We start from the raw sequence: 14,396 nt of genomic DNA, 5'->3' as shown, positions 1-14,396 counted from the left end.
ACAAGTGTACGCCAACTTTATATTCCGGCAACAGTGTCAATTTGTTCCCTTTGTTTACCCTTTGCCGAGGCTCTGACGACGTATCGCAGCGGCCCACCGGCGTCGACACTGTCGAACGGGTAACAGGTCACCAGCAGAAGCGTCCCCTCTGGCAGACGCTGGGTATCGATCAGCTCTGAACGGCTGTCCACCACCCGGGCACCCTCCACCAGGTAACTCTGCCAACGGCCATCCCTGCCCTGCAGACGCACCTCATTGCCGGTCTCCAGTGCTTTCAGGCTCCGGAAATGTGTATCCCTATGCCCGGCAATGATCACGGCTCCCCCAACATCTGCGCCCCCGGTTAATCGGCCCGGCCCAAAGGCCAGGCTCTCACCATGGGTATCGGCCAGAACAATCATCGAGTCGTTCAGTTCCGGAATAGCCAGCCGGGCTACCGGCCAGGTGTCCGCCCACGGCCAGGGGCGCGATTCCGTCTGCCGGGCCTGGCTTTCAGCCCAGGCGATCGCCAGTAATTCCTGGGCGATAACCGCCTTGAGCGGAATCCATAACCCGAATACCAACAAGGTAGCAGAGCTGGTCAATAACAGAAGCAGAAGCCGGGTCATGAGAACGCCCTCCTCTGCAGCAGCACAATCGCCAGTGAAAACATCAACCCCACCAAACCGAGCGCGATGAGCAACGGCGCCGATGTTGCCGTCTGTGGATAGCGCAGCATGCCCGCCTGGCTGCCCGCCGGTAGAAGAGTGGGCAAATTATCCGATTCCATGGGCGCCTCTGAACTTCGGGCGGGTGTGGAATCCACGGCCACAAAACTGGTGTAGGCAGACATCAGGCCGTGCTGAACCGCCAGCTCGGTCAGGCCGGCCTCATCCGGCTCCCGGCCTGTGACCTTAGCCTCATCCTCCAAACTGTCGATTTTCTCCCTCGCCCAATGCCGATGCAGCCCCGTTGCGGGAGCGGCTTGCTGCAGATCGAGCGTTCTGGTCCAGTCCCTGCCACCCGGCAGGCGCCCCGACACCTCCAGCTGCCCCATGGCCGGGACGCCACGGACCACATGAATCAGCGGCTCGCCCTGGAACAAATCGCCCGGGCGTCTCGGAAACGACTCCTGACCGGCTTTCTGGCCGGGCCAGTTGACCCCGATATCGGTCAGAACCGGTGACTCCATGGCTGAGAACAGGGCCTGCAGAGGTCCATCCACATCGGAAGGCGAGTGAATCGCCGTGTAGGTACCCCGCCCCCAGCGGGCGGCTTCGCGCATGAAGTGCCGATTCGGCGCAGAGCCAATAGCCACCGTAAACAGCCTCTGGTTTCCAAGCTGCTGGCGGATCTGCCGGAACAGCGCAGCTTCATTTCCCACCGCGCCATCGGTAATGAAAATGACCTGGCGCACCCGTGCGCCGTCTTCAGTCTCGCCTCCGCCTTCCAGGGCTCTGGAAAGGGCTGGAGCCATCTCGGTGCCACCGTCGGCACGAAGGCGATCCACATACTGACGCGCCCGGGCAAGGTTGTTACCGGTGGCCACTTCAGGCTGCATGAACAGGGAATGCGTCTGGCTGTTGAACTGGATGACATTGAACCGGTCCCTCGGTGTCAGTGTGTCCAGACCGGCCTGAAGAGCATCTCGGGCCTGGCGGATCGATTCGCCCGCCATGGAACCGGAGGTGTCGATCACGAACACCAGATCCCGGGGCAACGCCATGGCGCCGCTTTCTCCGGGCACCAGCATGGCCATGAGGTAGTCCTCTCCTTCCCAGGACTGATGGAACACCGCTGCCGAGGGCTCCAGCCCGGCAACCGGGCGCCAGCGCACCACAAAATCCCGGTCCATAAGGATTTCGCCCCCATCGGGACGAACTCTGAACGTCTGGCCGTCCTGACTGGTCGCAAGTCGGTGCGACGGGCTGGAGACGCTCTCAAGGGGGAGCCCGGAATCAATCACCAGATTGATCACCGCCCGATGGCTATCGTCCGCCACATCACCCGGATTGACCGTAAAGGGACTGATGGCACCGGCGTCCGGCACTTCGGTCGTCGGCACTGCCCAACCACCCTGCCACTGATCCGGCGCTGCACTGAGCGCCTTTCCCGGCATGTAACGGGGCGTCAGCGTGGTTGGCACAGTGAGTTCGAACACGCCGGCCTGATACTGCACCGGTTGCTGATACTTCAGCTCCACCGATACCGTCTCCCCCGGGGGAATGTTGGCCACCCGTGCAGTAAACAGATTCGGCCGCTGCTGCTCGACATTCGCCGCGTGCTGCCCGGCCTGTTTTGCTTTCTCATAGGTCCGGCGCGCCGTCTCCTTCGGCTGCACCTTGCCTTCGATCGTCCGCTCGCCCACTGTCATGGTCAGTCCATACACACTGGCCTTTTCCGGCAACGGGAACACAAACACGCCCTCCCGCCACTGGTCGCTGGTGTTTCGGAAACGCCTCAGCAGCCGGGAGTCGGCAATCAAACCGCTGATCCGCACATCGAAATCGCTCTCCAGAACCAGGGCCGGCTCCTGCCACTGACCCTGGCCGTCAACGAAATGGAACTGGCCAACGTTGTCGGTCTCATTCGCCTCGGCATAGAGTGGGTGGACAAACAGCATCAACATCACGGCGAGCCAAAGGCTGATGCCCTCCAGGCAGCGCTTTAACCGGATTCGCTGGCCGCTGTTAACGAAGGGACGTGAATAAAGCCTTAGAAGGGAACTGGAAATAATCATGAGGGAATCCTTGTGACTTGCATGACTGTGCGAAACACCGCCATTTCAGCAATCCAGAAAGGAACTCCCATGGCAGATTGCGACAAACCGCCCTCGAAAAATGATGAATTGTGGCAACAACGCCCTTCAAACTTGTTATCAACACCTGCCGTGGTTAAATAGGCACACACCGGCAAGGGGAAGCAGCCGCCACCATGAAGAAACACGTTGTACTGATCGAAGACGAACCCGCCATCCGCGACAACTATCGCGCTGCGTTTGAGCGCCGTGGCTATCGTGTGAGCGCACACGGCGACCGGGCTTCCGCCTGGCAGGTGCTGCGTCAGTCGTTACCCGACCTGGCCATTATCGACGTCGGGCTGGGCGATGAACCGGAAGGCGGTTTTGCCCTGTGTCAGGACCTGAGATCACTGTCCCAGACCCTGCCGATTATCTTCCTGACCGCCCGAGACAGCGACATCGATTCCGTCCACGGTTTGCGCCTTGGGGCCGATGATTACGTCACCAAGGACATGAGCCTGGACCACCTGCTGGCCCGGGTTACCGCCCTGCTCAGACGGGCCGATGCCTGGGCCGAAGCCCTCCAGAAGCCGGACGAAGTGCTCCAGCGGGGCAAGCTCACCCTCAATGTGGATCGCATGACCGTCGCCTGGGACGAAACCCCCATCGACCTAACCGTCACCGAATTCTGGATGCTGCACTCGCTGGTCCAGCATCCGGGCCATGTGCGCAGCCGCGAACAACTGATGGAAGCGGCCAGCACCGTGCTGGACGACAACACGGTCACCTCTCACATCAAACGTATCCGCCGCAAGTTCCAGCAGATTGACGCAACCTTTGACGGCATACAGACCGCCTACGGCATGGGTTACCGCTGGAACGCCCGTGAGGTCTGATTCTTGAACCTCAAGCGCCAGCTGTTCGTTGCCAGCCTGCTGATGCTGCTGATTCCCTGGGCAGGCCTGCAGTTTGTCCTGGAACTGGACGATGCCCTCCGACAACAGGCCCGGCAGCAACTGCAGGCCCAGGCCGTGAGACTGGCCGAGACTGCCGGCGATCAGATCATCGGCACCCCGGTTGTCAGGGCTGATGAACCCGCCATCTACGTTGAACCGCTGACCGGCAACCTGAATCTGGATGGTTATGGCGATGACTGGCCGGGGTATGACGAGGAAAACCAGGCGAGAAACTGGCAAAGAGTCGCCAGCGGCAAAGCCGGGGAAACGGCTCTGCAATGGCAGGCCGCTACCGATAGACGGAACCTGTATCTGCTGATTCGCGTTAGCCATAGGCAACCCGTGTTCTTTAATCCCGGCAGCCCGGAACAGGCCCATGACCGGCTGAGGCTCTGGCTGGAAACCTCTGGCGGCAACCTCGCCCAGGAATCCGGCCGGCAATCGTGGTTACTGCGCACACCGGCTCCCGGCCAGCTCTATGGCCTTGAAGAGAAAGGCGGCCAACCCGACTATCGCCTCTCCGGCTTTTTGCAGGGCGCCGGCGATGGCTGGCAGCTGGAACTGAAACTGCCCATGCCTGTCGACCGCAGCCGCCTGGGTTTTGCCGCCTTATGGGGCAGTGATCAGGTAACCGGCGTCTCCACGTCGGTTGACCCATTGCCGGTGCTGGTCAGTCGAAATCTCGCCCTGGAGCGACAGCTGGAACCACAACTTAACCCCGGCCAGCAGGCCCGACTGGTTGAACCGGCCGGATGGGTCATCGCGAGACAACAGGCTGACTCAGCCGTCACAGCGCCAGAGTTCGACAGTCTCAGCCCGGTGCAGGTGATCGAAAAGATCAGTCTCAATGCACTCAGAGGCCTGGTACGCCTCTACCAGCCAGAACCCACCTCAATCGAAACCGACACCAACCGTGTGGACGTTGAGGCGCTACCGGAAACGAGCCTGGTCCGTCATGAAGATGACAGCGTCTGGCTGCTGACCACTCGGGAGGTCTTCGGTGGCCGCACGCTGATTCTGGAGCAATCGCTGGATCAGCTTCTTACTCTCTCCGGCTCTGCCCTGGGCTCGGTCATTGCCCGCAGCACCCTCATCATTGTCGCTCTCACCCTGGTTCTGCTTGGCTATGCCAGCTGGTTGTCCTGGCGGATTACCCGGCTGCAGCGTGCTGTCAGCGCCAGTATTGATGAAGACGGCCGGATCACGGGCAGAGTGCCGGATGCCCGAAGCAAGGACGAACTGGGCCAGTTGCAGCGACACTTCAGCCTGATGGTGGATCGTCTCCACGGGTACAACCGGTACCTGGAAAGCTTCTCCCGGCGACTCTCCCACGAGCTTAAAACACCTGTCGCCGTGGTTCGTTCCTCGCTGGAAAACCTCAACCACAGCGATTCGGAGGAAGAGCGCAGGCAATACATCGAAAGGGCCGCTTCCGCCACCGAACGCCTCCGGCAGATACTCCATGGCATGAGCGAAGCGACGCGCCTGGAACAGAGCCTGGACCATGCGGATAAAGAACAGTTCGATCTGGCGGAGGTGGCCGCAGAAGCAACCGCTGCGTATCAGGCCCTCGACAGCAGCCATCAGATCCGCTACTCGGGGCCGCAGACAGGCTGCAAGATCACGGGTTCGCCAGAACTGATGGTGCAACTGCTCGACAAGCTGGTCGATAACGCCCGGGATTTCACACCACAGGATGGCCTGATTCAGGTGGGCCTGAAAACAACTTCGGAAGGTCTGTGTCTATCGGTCTTCAACGAGGGTTCAACGCTGCCCGAAGACACAACAACTGACATCTTCAGCCCCTTCGTTTCAATGCGGGACGGCCAGGAACAGGGCCACCTTGGACAGGGGCTGCTCATTGTCAACCTGATTGCCGACTACCATGGTGCCCATGTGGAAGCCCGGAACCGCGCCCAAGGTGGCATTGACGGTGTGTGCTTCCGGGTTATGATCCCAGCTATCCACTCTTGACCACAGGACCACCCTGCCGTGAGCGCACGCCTGGAATCCCTCGACATTCACCCGCTTCGGAACGATCTCTACAACGAGCTGCACTCAAGGCCGTTCCAGGTGCTACCGACACCGGCGCGGGTTACCCAGATGGCGGTTCTGACAACACCTGAGCAACGGCAGGAACAATTCCGGCACCTGCAGGAACTCCATCGGCTGATGGGGCATCCGGTCCCGGAGAACGAGGTGGGCTGCTTTGAACATACCTTCGGTGCCCTGCGGGTGCGTCGCGAGATGCACATGGAATTCGCGTCCTACACCTTTATCAACCTGGCTGCGGGTGAGGAAACACCCTTTAGCGAGACCGGCATTACACCGTTGCCGGAGGGGTGGCTGGAACAGCTGACCGGTACAGTGATTGCGGCATTCCACCTGGAAGTACGGCCGGCCGCTGACGGAACCGAAGGCGACCTGGACTATGTACGCAAGCACTTCGAAGGCATGCGACTGGTCGGGAGCAGTCCCCAGGAGGGTGCCGCCAGGGTGTGGGGCACCTTCCGGCTACACAGTGACGGCTTTGGCCGGTTCATGGTGATGAACCACCACATGTCGGACAGCCAGCTGGGCCGTCTGACCCAGCGCCTGATGGAAATCGAAACCTACCGCCTGATGTCACTGCTGGCACTCCCCGTTGCCCGGGAAATCACACCGTCGCTGAACGATATGGATGAAAAACTGGCCGTGATCACCCGGTCACTGGCGGAAAATGAGGATGTGGACGAAGAAAAACTGCTGGCCCAACTGACCAACATTGCGGCCCGTATCGAGGCCTTCCGGGCCCACTCCACGTTCCGTTTCTCTGCCACCCGCGCCTATCACCGGCTGGTACTGACCCGCCTGGAAGAATTGCGGGAAGACGAACTCTCCGGCCACCTGACCCTGACCGAATTCATGACCCGCCGACTGACTCCGGCAGTGAAAACCTGCGAAGCGGTGAGCGAACGGCTGGAAGACCTTTCCCGACGGGTCGACCGTGCCTCGGACATGATGCGCACCCGGGTGGAACTGGCCATTCAGAGCCAGAACCAGCAACTACTCAGCTCCATGGACCGGCGCTCCAAGATCCAGTTGATGATGCAGCATACGGTGGAAGGCTTCTCGGTGGTGGCCATCACCTATTACCTGATCGGCCTGCTCAAATTCGGGCTGGATTCGGTTTACGAAGCCGGTGTCGTCTTCAACAAGACCCTGGTTCTGGGCATCGCCATTCCGGTGGTAATGACCCTGGTGTTTCTCGGGGTTCGGGTGGTCCACCATCACTTCATCAAGATGGCAAAACGGCAGTAGCTACTTCAGCCTGCCGAGATCCTGCTCGCCGGCAAACTGCCGGTAAAACTGCTGGGCCGTGCGACCATTGCGTACGCCCTTGGCAGTGGCGAAGCGGATCGCCTCCCGATGCAGGCCTTCCCGATCATCAAAGTCGGGGAACAGCGCGTCCACCGCCTGCAGGTACACAGCCTGCGAAAACGCATAAAACGAAAGCTGAAGACCGAACCGGTCCGCCAGGGACACTTGCTCTTCGATGGCCTCGGCCGGGTGCAGCTCACCGTCGCGCATCTCGCTCTTGAGGTTATCGGACATAAATTCCGGCATCAGATGGCGGCGGTTGGAGGTGGCATACACCCTTACGTTCTCCGGGGGCAGTTCCAGGGAACCTTCCAGCACACTTTTCAGTGCCTTGTAGCTGGACTCACCAACGTCAAACGACAGGTCGTCACAGAAGATCACAAACCGGAACGGCAGCTCGCAGATGTCGTCAACGATTTCCGGCAAGTTGACCAGATCATCCTTGTCCACCTCGATCATCCGCAGCCCACGTTCCTGGTAGCGGTTCAACAGGGCCTTGATCAGCGACGACTTGCCGGTGCCGCGTGAGCCCCAGAGCAACGCGTTGTTGGAGGGTTCACCGGCCAGAAACCGCTCGGTATTGCGGGCCAGAGCCTGCTGCTGTCGGTCGATGCCCTTCAGATCCTGCCATTGCACCGGATCGAGCCGGCGGATGGCGCGCAGCCCCGAGCGATGCCGACGCCAGACAGCCGCCGGTGTGGATTGCCAGTCAAACGATGTTGTCGCGGACATAAACCTCTTTCCTATTCCGAACCGGGCCAGCCTGTGAAACACTGACACCGTAAAAACCTTGATAACAGGAGACTTTACCCCAAATGGCCGTAAAATCCGTCGCTTTGGTGGCACACGACAACAAGAAAAAGGAACTGGTGGACTGGGTTTCCGAAAACCGCACCCGCTTCGCCCCGCTAAAACTCTACGCCACCGGCACCACCGGCCGGCTGCTCCGGGATAACCTGGAGCGGGACGATATCCATTGCCTGCTAAGCGGTCCACTGGGCGGCGACCAGCAAATTGGCGCCAAGATCGCCGAGGGAGAAATCGACCTGTTGGTGTTCTTCTGGGACCCCCTGGAACCTCAACCCCATGACCCGGACATCAAGGCACTGCTGCGAATTGCCGCGCTCTGGAACATTCCCGTGGCCTGCAACCGCGCAACTGCCGAATTCATTCTTACCTCAGCGTATATGACAGACGACCAGCATCATCCGAAAAAGCCGGATTTCTCCGATTACACCGGCCGCCCAGTGAGCACCTGAGTAATGTTCAATCGAGTCGGTTAAGGCTACACTTAAGTCGAAGCTGTGAAGCTGTAAAGGATCGCCGGCTCGCCGATGAAGACTTCCGATACTCACAAAGAAACTCGATACCGGAGCGTGGCCGCGACAGTCCTCTGGGCCCTTTGCCTTTTGCTCGCATCCCCACTGGCGATGTCCGAACAGGCGGACGACACCGTGACTGTCGGCATCGTGGGCGACAACAAACCCTACTCGTTCGACGATGGCCCCGGCGCCTCCGGTTTTTCTGTTGATGTGCTTCGGGAAGTCGCCCGCAAGGCCGATCTGACCTTCCAGTTTCGCGCCGGCAGCTGGCCGGAAATCTACGATGCATTTTTGCGGGGCGAACTGGATGTTATCGACGGCATCTCGTTCAGTGCCGAGCGTGCAGAGAACATCCTGTTCACTGAGCCCTACCACCTTCGCCAGACCTATCTGATGCACAACACCCAGAGGCCACTGGGAGACATCAACACCATTTCAGATCTCAAGGGACTTAGGGTCGGCATTGTGCGCGACGTGTACTACCGCGACGCCCTCCAGGCAGAAGGTGTCTCCCTCACGAGCTACGATTCCGTTCACAGCCTCATTCGGGCCCTTGCCTTCGGCTGGGTGGATGTCGTTGTCGGCCCCAGGCTTACGCTCCAATACTATGCCAACAAGGCCGGATTCGGTTTTCTCGAAATTGCCGGCCCCGCGCCACTCGGCGATCTGGCGACCGAAGATTTCCGCATTGGCGTTTTAAAGTCCAACGAGGACCTGTATCAGAAGATCGCCTCTGGTTTGGAACAGGTCCCGAAAGAGCGAATCAGCCAACTACTTCAGCGTTGGCAGGACCTTGGAGGTAACAGCCTCGTAAGCGGAACCAGTTTTTCCCTGTCGCCAGAACAGCGCCGGTTCATTGCTGAAACGGGCCCTGTTCGCGTTGGCCTGATGCGGGATTACGCACCCTACAGCTTCGAAAGCGGGACACGAATTCACGGCTTGACCGTTGATATCCTCAATCGGATATCGGACCTGACGGGATTACAGGTGATACCGGTTGAGGGGCAATGGGTAGAACTGTTGCCATTATTCCGGGATGGCGAGATCGATGTCCTGGCCAACATGTCTTTCAGACCTGAACGGCAGGCTTTCACTCGTTTCACCGAGCCCTATCACACCATCCCGAACGTCGCTTTTACCCGGGACCCAACCCTGAGAACCGAGACCCTGGCTGATCTCAAAAATCAGCGTGTTGCCCTCGGTTCCGGTATTTACTACGAAGAGCCTGTCAGAGAGGCCCTGGGCGAAAATGCCCGAATATTCACGACCCAGGAGGCCATGTTCCAGGCGCTATCCCGAGACGAGGTGGATGTTGTTCTGGCCGCCCTGCCCAATGGCAACTTCTGGATTCGAGAGTTGGGCATCCCGGGTGTCCGGATCGCCGGCGAGCTGGTTCTGGACGAACAGACGGGAGAAGATCTGCGGTTCGGTGTGAGGCCGGGGCTCGCGCCGCTCGCGGACATCCTTGACGATGCATTGGCAGCAATAACGCCGGAAGAAATGCACACCATCGAGAGCCGATGGTTGGGCGCCAGTGTTGATATGGAAGTCCAGGAAACTGGTGAGGTTTCTCTGAACGCCGTTGAGCTCGCCTGGCTCGGGACGCATAACAATCAACTCAGCTACTGTATTGATCCGGACTGGTTCCCATTGGAAGGCCTGGACGAGGAAGGCAGGCATGCCGGATTATCCGCAGAGGTTGCGCGACTCTTCTCCAAACGATCGCCAGTGGACTTCGAACTGGTTGCCACGGACAGCTGGACCGAATCCATTGCCTCGATCAAACAGGGTAAATGTCAGATTTTTACCATGGCGATGCAAACGCCGGAGCGGTTGGAGTTCCTCAACTTTACTGAACCCTATCTCGAAGTGCCTACCGTTGTGCTGGGCAGGATCGAAGCTCCATTTATAGAGCGCGTGGGCGATCTTCGTGGCCAAAAAATTGGCGTTGTCGAGGACTACGCGTTCGCAGAGCTGCTCCAAAGCCGCTATCCCTCCTTGAACCTGGTCGAAGTTCCCAATGAACAAGCTGGCCTGAGGCAACTGCAGAACAACGAACTGGATGGTTACATCACCACTCTGGCAACCGCCAGTTACTATATGCAGGAACTCGGCCTCGCTGATTTGAAGGTCATCGGGCGGATTCCAGCAGACTGGTCGCTGTCTATTGCAGTCAGGAAAGACGAGCCTGTTGTTCTGGGCATCATGCAGAAACTGGTATCCAGTCTTACCACCCAGGAACGCAAAGACCTCGAAAGGCAATGGCGCAACATCCGCCTCAAAGAGCCTGTGGATTACACCCTGATCTGGCAACTGTCGATCGCCGCCATTGTGATCGCTTTCCTACTGGTTTACTGGAATAGAAAGCTGAATCGCCTCAACCATGATCTGACCGAGGCCAACGAGACGCTCGCGAAACTCAGCGTTACCGACGACCTGACAAAGTTGGGCAACCGAAGCTACTTTGACCAGGAATTCCGGAAGAGCTTCCAGTGGTGCCAGCGCCACAATTCTGGCTTTGCAGTGGCCATGGTCGACGCCGACCACTTCAAAAGGATCAACGACAATTACGGCCATGAAGCGGGCGACATCTGCCTGCAAACACTGGCAGAGCTTATGCGCAAACATTTCCGGCGGGAAACCGACCGGCTCTCGCGCTTCGGTGGCGAAGAGTTCGTTATTTTCGCCAGCTATGAGGACAACAGCGAAATCCGTAACCGACTGGAATCCTTCCGCAAACACGTCGAAAAAAGCTGCTCGGTGTGCGGAGAACACGACGTTCACCTCACCATCAGCATTGGCCTTGCCACTGGCATACCGGGCCCCGACGACTCGCCAGCAGAGTTTCTCAGACAGGCAGACCAGGCGCTCTACCAGGCCAAGCAGAACGGTCGCAACCGGCTGGAAGCGCGTTCAGTGGGTTCCTGAGTGGTGCTAGACTGAATAAAAACAAAGTAACAAGGAGAACGCCATGGCTCGCATCTACGAGGACAATTCCCTGTCCATCGGCAACACCCCACTGGTCAGACTGAACCGCGTGAACGACGGCGCCACGATCTGGGCCAAGATTGAGGGCCGAAACCCGGCCTATTCCGTTAAATGCCGGATCGGCTCTGCCATGATCTGGGACGCCGAGAAGCGCGGCACCCTGAAGGCGGGCATGACCATTGTGGAACCCACCAGCGGCAATACCGGTATCGCCCTGGCCTACGTGGCAGCCGCCCGGGGCTACAAACTGATCCTGACCATGCCCGCCTCCATGAGCCTTGAGCGTCGCAAAGTCCTGAAGGCACTGGGAGCCGAACTGGTGCTGACCGAACCTGCCAAAGGCATGCCGGGTGCCATCGCCAAGGCCGAAGAGATCTTCTCGTCAGACCCGGAAAACTATTTCCTGCCCCAGCAGTTCCAGAACCCAGCCAACCCCCGAATCCACGAGGACACCACCGGCCCGGAAATCTGGGAAGACACTGATGGTGAAATCGATATCTTCGTGGCGGGCGTAGGCACCGGTGGCACGCTGACCGGCGTTTCCCGCTACATCAAAGGCACCAAGGGCAAACAGATCGCCACCATTGCCGTCGAGCCTACCGACTCACCGGTGATCACCCAGATGATGAACGGCGAAGACATCAAGCCGGCGCCCCACAAGATTCAGGGCATCGGAGCGGGCTTCGTGCCCAAAAATCTGGATCTGGAAATGGTTGACCAGGTGGAGACGGTCAGCAACGAAGAGGCCATGGACATGGCCCATCGGCTGATGCAGGAAGAGGGCATTCTCTGCGGTATTTCCTGCGGCGCAGCGGTGGCGGCTGCGGTACGCATCAGCAAACAGCCGGAGTACCAGGGCAAGAACATTGTGGTGGTGCTGCCGGATACCGCCGAGCGTTATCTTTCCACCGCGTTATTCGCCGGCCAGTTTGGCGAGCAGGAAAACGTTCAGTAAAAGAGAAAGGCGCAGCCTCGCGCTGCGCCCTGCACTCATCAGAACTGATATTTCAGGCCGACCCGACCGGTATCAAACTCCGGTCCGCTGTTGGTTACCTGGCCGTTGAAGTCCTCTTTATCAATGTCGACGTTATAGCGATTGTATTCCGCGAATGCCGTCAGCGCGGGCGTTACCCGGAAATCCACACCGGCGCCGACAAAGGGCGATACTTCATCGTAGGTTTCACTTTCGTTGAATGCATCAACATCGAACGCAGACGCAAACGCGCCGGCCTTACCATAGACGCCGAAGCTGTCGGTCAGAGGCAGACGGCCAACAGCACTCAGGCCAAAGCCTTTCAGCTTGCCTTCAACCTCGTCCTCGCCAAAGTTCCCAAAATCAATGTATTCCGCCTCCAAGGCAAAAAACGGATTGAACTGGTAGCCAACAGCGGCGCCAAGCAGATCGTTTTCGTCCTCGAACTCGCCGCCGTGTGATTTGTAGCCACCGTAGCTGCCGCTGACATACGGGCCTGACTGGTCCCTCTCCACGTTGCTCTGAGCTAATGCGACGGGCGCAGTAACAAACGAGGCTGTGAACAGTGCGGCGCTGGTAAAACGGATTGCGGAATTCATAGGGCGTTCCTCCTAATGAGTTCAAATATCCTTTCATTCCATGGAAATCGAAAGTTGCCTTTCAATTACCTGAACTCACCCTACTAGGAATTCCTGCCCTACCGGGTTAAACCCGGACTAAGATCCCGTAATCCGCAATTAACCTCGAAAAAACAACAACTTTGACTTATTGAGGGGTATTAGAATCTGGCTTGGTTTCACTCTCGTTCTCGGGAGTCTTATATGCAACGACCCGGTCGGGGTCAGACGACTCGGCCCGTTTCATCAGCACCATGCCACCTTCCATCAGCAATGATTTGAGCCTGGGATCCTTCTGCTCTGCGATACCCACTGCGAACGCCATCAACGCGGCCTCCAGGGGATTGGCTTTGATCAGATTGCGAATGGCATCGATACCTAAACCTGATTGCGCCTCTACCCCTTTTTGCCGTTTTCTGGAGGAAACCGGCCGTGTCAGGCGGTAGAAGACAAGCGCAAGGAAGAGAATGCAATCAGAACTGGCTGAGCCATAACACCACATTGGTGACTTCTTTGCGGAATTTAGCCGCCACGAATATCAGGCGCTAGGAACTGCTCAGATTCGCGGAGTAGCCGCCGTACTTCAGCGCCTGCCAGACCACATAACGATCGGATGTCATCCAGCTTCTTTTCGATAATGACCAGGTTGCCGTCTTTGTCGAGAACAAGTGAATCTCGGCGTCCACGGGTATCTTCAAAACCGTCGAACTCTTTCTGGATAATCGGAAGCTCTTCGCCGAAGGCTTCGGGAGCGTTTTCGAGCCATTCCTGACAGTGATTTCGCTCTAAAATCTTGCATTCTGAGAAGTTACCGCCATTGGTGTTATGCGGTTGGCTTCTGAGTCAATTTTGTACATTTGTTACTTCTGAGCCAAAAAGTCCGCCAATAAACGCTGACACAACTTCTTCGGTGAAATCGCCGCACGTGTTGCCCGAATCCCTAGTCAGGTGGGCAATCAGATCCTTACTGAGCAGGCGTCGCAGGACTTTCATCGTTGATTTGTTGGCAATCTGTGCCGTTTCCTTGCCGAGCAACTGAGCGCCCGCAAGTCTCGTATCCCAGCCGTAGGCTTCGAGGATGCTTTCATGCTGTTCGAAAAGCCGGTCCATCTGGCCAGGAATATTTTCATAGTTCGATCCCAGTAGAGTAAGAGCCAGCGCGTAGTCGGAGTATTTCCCTGCCTCTCCTCTCCGAACGGGACGTGCACCTTTCAGCGCATCCGGCTCTCCGTTTAAACGCTGGACACTGCCATAGCGACCTCAGGAAAGCGCGAGGTGCAAGTGTTTCTGGGTTGTGTCCTCAGGTAGGGATCATCCTCCGGAAGACGCGACCGGAATCGCTTTTTCCCGTCACCGACGAGTCGGTACAGAATGGCTCCACTGAACAGTCGCTGATTGGTTCTGCCATACAGCACCCAACTCTTACTTTGAGCTGAAGCCGGGGCTTTGAACCAATGACGC

At 58.3% G+C, this 14,396-nt stretch carries 12 protein-coding genes; 6 read left to right on the top strand and 6 right to left on the bottom strand.

The window, feature by feature from the left end; all coding sequences use genetic code 11:
- Nucleotides 1-17: 17 nt before the first annotated feature.
- Both AC13DD_RS01840 and AC13DD_RS01835 read right to left on the bottom strand, forming a co-directional pair.
- Nucleotides 18-608: a class GN sortase gene (locus tag AC13DD_RS01840; RefSeq protein WP_053113239.1), complete on the bottom strand. Its 591-nt coding sequence runs from the start codon at nucleotides 606-608 to the stop codon at nucleotides 18-20.
- Nucleotides 605-2,719: a marine proteobacterial sortase target protein gene (locus AC13DD_RS01835; RefSeq protein WP_482930764.1), complete on the bottom strand. Its 2,115-nt coding sequence runs from the start codon at nucleotides 2,717-2,719 to the stop codon at nucleotides 605-607. Before AC13DD_RS01835 ends, AC13DD_RS01840 begins: the two co-directional genes overlap by 4 nt.
- Before the next feature lie 194 nt (nucleotides 2,720-2,913).
- Between AC13DD_RS01835 and pdsR the strand changes: the two genes are divergently transcribed.
- Genes pdsR through AC13DD_RS01820 form a run of 3 tightly spaced genes read left to right on the top strand, consistent with a single transcriptional unit; the run spans nucleotide 2,914 to nucleotide 6,975 of the window.
- Nucleotides 2,914-3,615, top strand: coding sequence for a proteobacterial dedicated sortase system response regulator (pdsR, locus tag AC13DD_RS01830; protein WP_474545838.1), 702 nt, complete (start codon nucleotides 2,914-2,916; stop codon nucleotides 3,613-3,615).
- 3 nt (nucleotides 3,616-3,618) lie between these two features.
- Nucleotides 3,619-5,649 (top strand): ATP-binding protein, encoded by a 2,031-nt coding sequence (locus AC13DD_RS01825; RefSeq protein WP_474545839.1) that lies wholly within the window; start codon nucleotides 3,619-3,621, stop codon nucleotides 5,647-5,649.
- Between the two features lie 18 nt (nucleotides 5,650-5,667).
- The gene (locus tag AC13DD_RS01820) at nucleotides 5,668-6,975 is read left to right on the top strand and encodes a DUF3422 family protein (RefSeq protein WP_008175769.1); all 1,308 of its coding nucleotides are present in this window, start codon (nucleotides 5,668-5,670) and stop codon (nucleotides 6,973-6,975) included.
- Here the strand turns inward: AC13DD_RS01820 and AC13DD_RS01815 are convergent, their stop codons facing one another.
- Nucleotides 6,976-7,767, bottom strand: a complete 792-nt coding sequence (locus AC13DD_RS01815) for an ATP-binding protein (RefSeq protein WP_092034293.1) — start codon at nucleotides 7,765-7,767, stop codon at nucleotides 6,976-6,978.
- Between the two features lie 83 nt (nucleotides 7,768-7,850).
- On the opposite strand from AC13DD_RS01815, the gene AC13DD_RS01810 reads away from it, so the two are divergent.
- The 3 genes from AC13DD_RS01810 to cysK all read left to right on the top strand — a co-directional run bounded on the left by AC13DD_RS01810 (nucleotide 7,851) and on the right by cysK (nucleotide 12,300).
- Nucleotides 7,851-8,294 carry a methylglyoxal synthase gene (locus AC13DD_RS01810; RefSeq protein WP_062785831.1) on the top strand — a complete coding sequence of 148 codons (444 nt, stop codon included), beginning with the start codon at nucleotides 7,851-7,853 and terminating at the stop codon, nucleotides 8,292-8,294.
- Nucleotides 8,295-8,369: 75 nt separating this feature from the next.
- On the top strand, nucleotides 8,370-11,285 hold the full coding sequence (locus AC13DD_RS01805) for a transporter substrate-binding domain-containing protein (RefSeq protein ID WP_482930763.1): 2,916 nt from the start codon (nucleotides 8,370-8,372) through the stop codon (nucleotides 11,283-11,285).
- A 43-nt stretch (nucleotides 11,286-11,328) separates the two neighbouring features.
- Nucleotides 11,329-12,300, top strand: a complete 972-nt coding sequence (gene cysK, locus AC13DD_RS01800) for a cysteine synthase A (protein ID WP_482930762.1) — start codon at nucleotides 11,329-11,331, stop codon at nucleotides 12,298-12,300.
- A gap of 38 nt (nucleotides 12,301-12,338) precedes the next feature.
- On the opposite strand, the gene AC13DD_RS01795 is transcribed toward cysK, so the two are convergent.
- The 3 genes from AC13DD_RS01795 to AC13DD_RS01785 all read right to left on the bottom strand — a co-directional run bounded on the left by AC13DD_RS01795 (nucleotide 12,339) and on the right by AC13DD_RS01785 (nucleotide 14,045).
- Nucleotides 12,339-12,917 carry an outer membrane beta-barrel protein gene (locus AC13DD_RS01795; protein WP_482930761.1) on the bottom strand — a complete coding sequence of 193 codons (579 nt, stop codon included), beginning with the start codon at nucleotides 12,915-12,917 and terminating at the stop codon, nucleotides 12,339-12,341.
- Between the two features lie 166 nt (nucleotides 12,918-13,083).
- The gene (locus tag AC13DD_RS01790; protein WP_008175757.1) at nucleotides 13,084-13,437 is read right to left on the bottom strand and encodes a hypothetical protein; all 354 of its coding nucleotides are present in this window, start codon (nucleotides 13,435-13,437) and stop codon (nucleotides 13,084-13,086) included.
- Between the two features lie 341 nt (nucleotides 13,438-13,778).
- The gene (locus AC13DD_RS01785; RefSeq protein ID WP_482930760.1) at nucleotides 13,779-14,045 is read right to left on the bottom strand and encodes a hypothetical protein; all 267 of its coding nucleotides are present in this window, start codon (nucleotides 14,043-14,045) and stop codon (nucleotides 13,779-13,781) included.
- Nucleotides 14,046-14,396: the final 351 nt, after the last annotated feature.

The sequence above is a fragment of the Marinobacter sp. L-13 genome (assembly GCF_056857715.1).
This window is presented reverse-complemented; position numbering and strand designations above follow the sequence as displayed.

Coding starts and splice junctions, on each gene's coding strand:
- AC13DD_RS01840 (WP_053113239.1), bottom strand. CDS start 608: ATGACCCGGCTTCTGCTTCTGTTATTGACCAGCTCTGCTACCTTGTTG.
- AC13DD_RS01835 (WP_482930764.1), bottom strand. CDS start 2,719: ATGATTATTTCCAGTTCCCTTCTAAGGCTTTATTCACGTCCCTTCGTT.
- pdsR (WP_474545838.1), top strand. CDS start 2,914: ATGAAGAAACACGTTGTACTGATCGAAGACGAACCCGCCATCCGCGAC.
- AC13DD_RS01815 (WP_092034293.1), bottom strand. CDS start 7,767: ATGTCCGCGACAACATCGTTTGACTGGCAATCCACACCGGCGGCTGTC.
- AC13DD_RS01810 (WP_062785831.1), top strand. CDS start 7,851: ATGGCCGTAAAATCCGTCGCTTTGGTGGCACACGACAACAAGAAAAAG.
- AC13DD_RS01805 (WP_482930763.1), top strand. CDS start 8,370: ATGAAGACTTCCGATACTCACAAAGAAACTCGATACCGGAGCGTGGCC.
- cysK (WP_482930762.1), top strand. CDS start 11,329: ATGGCTCGCATCTACGAGGACAATTCCCTGTCCATCGGCAACACCCCA.
- AC13DD_RS01795 (WP_482930761.1), bottom strand. CDS start 12,917: ATGAATTCCGCAATCCGTTTTACCAGCGCCGCACTGTTCACAGCCTCG.
- AC13DD_RS01790 (WP_008175757.1), bottom strand. CDS start 13,437: ATGTGGTGTTATGGCTCAGCCAGTTCTGATTGCATTCTCTTCCTTGCG.
- AC13DD_RS01785 (WP_482930760.1), bottom strand. CDS start 14,045: ATGGACCGGCTTTTCGAACAGCATGAAAGCATCCTCGAAGCCTACGGC.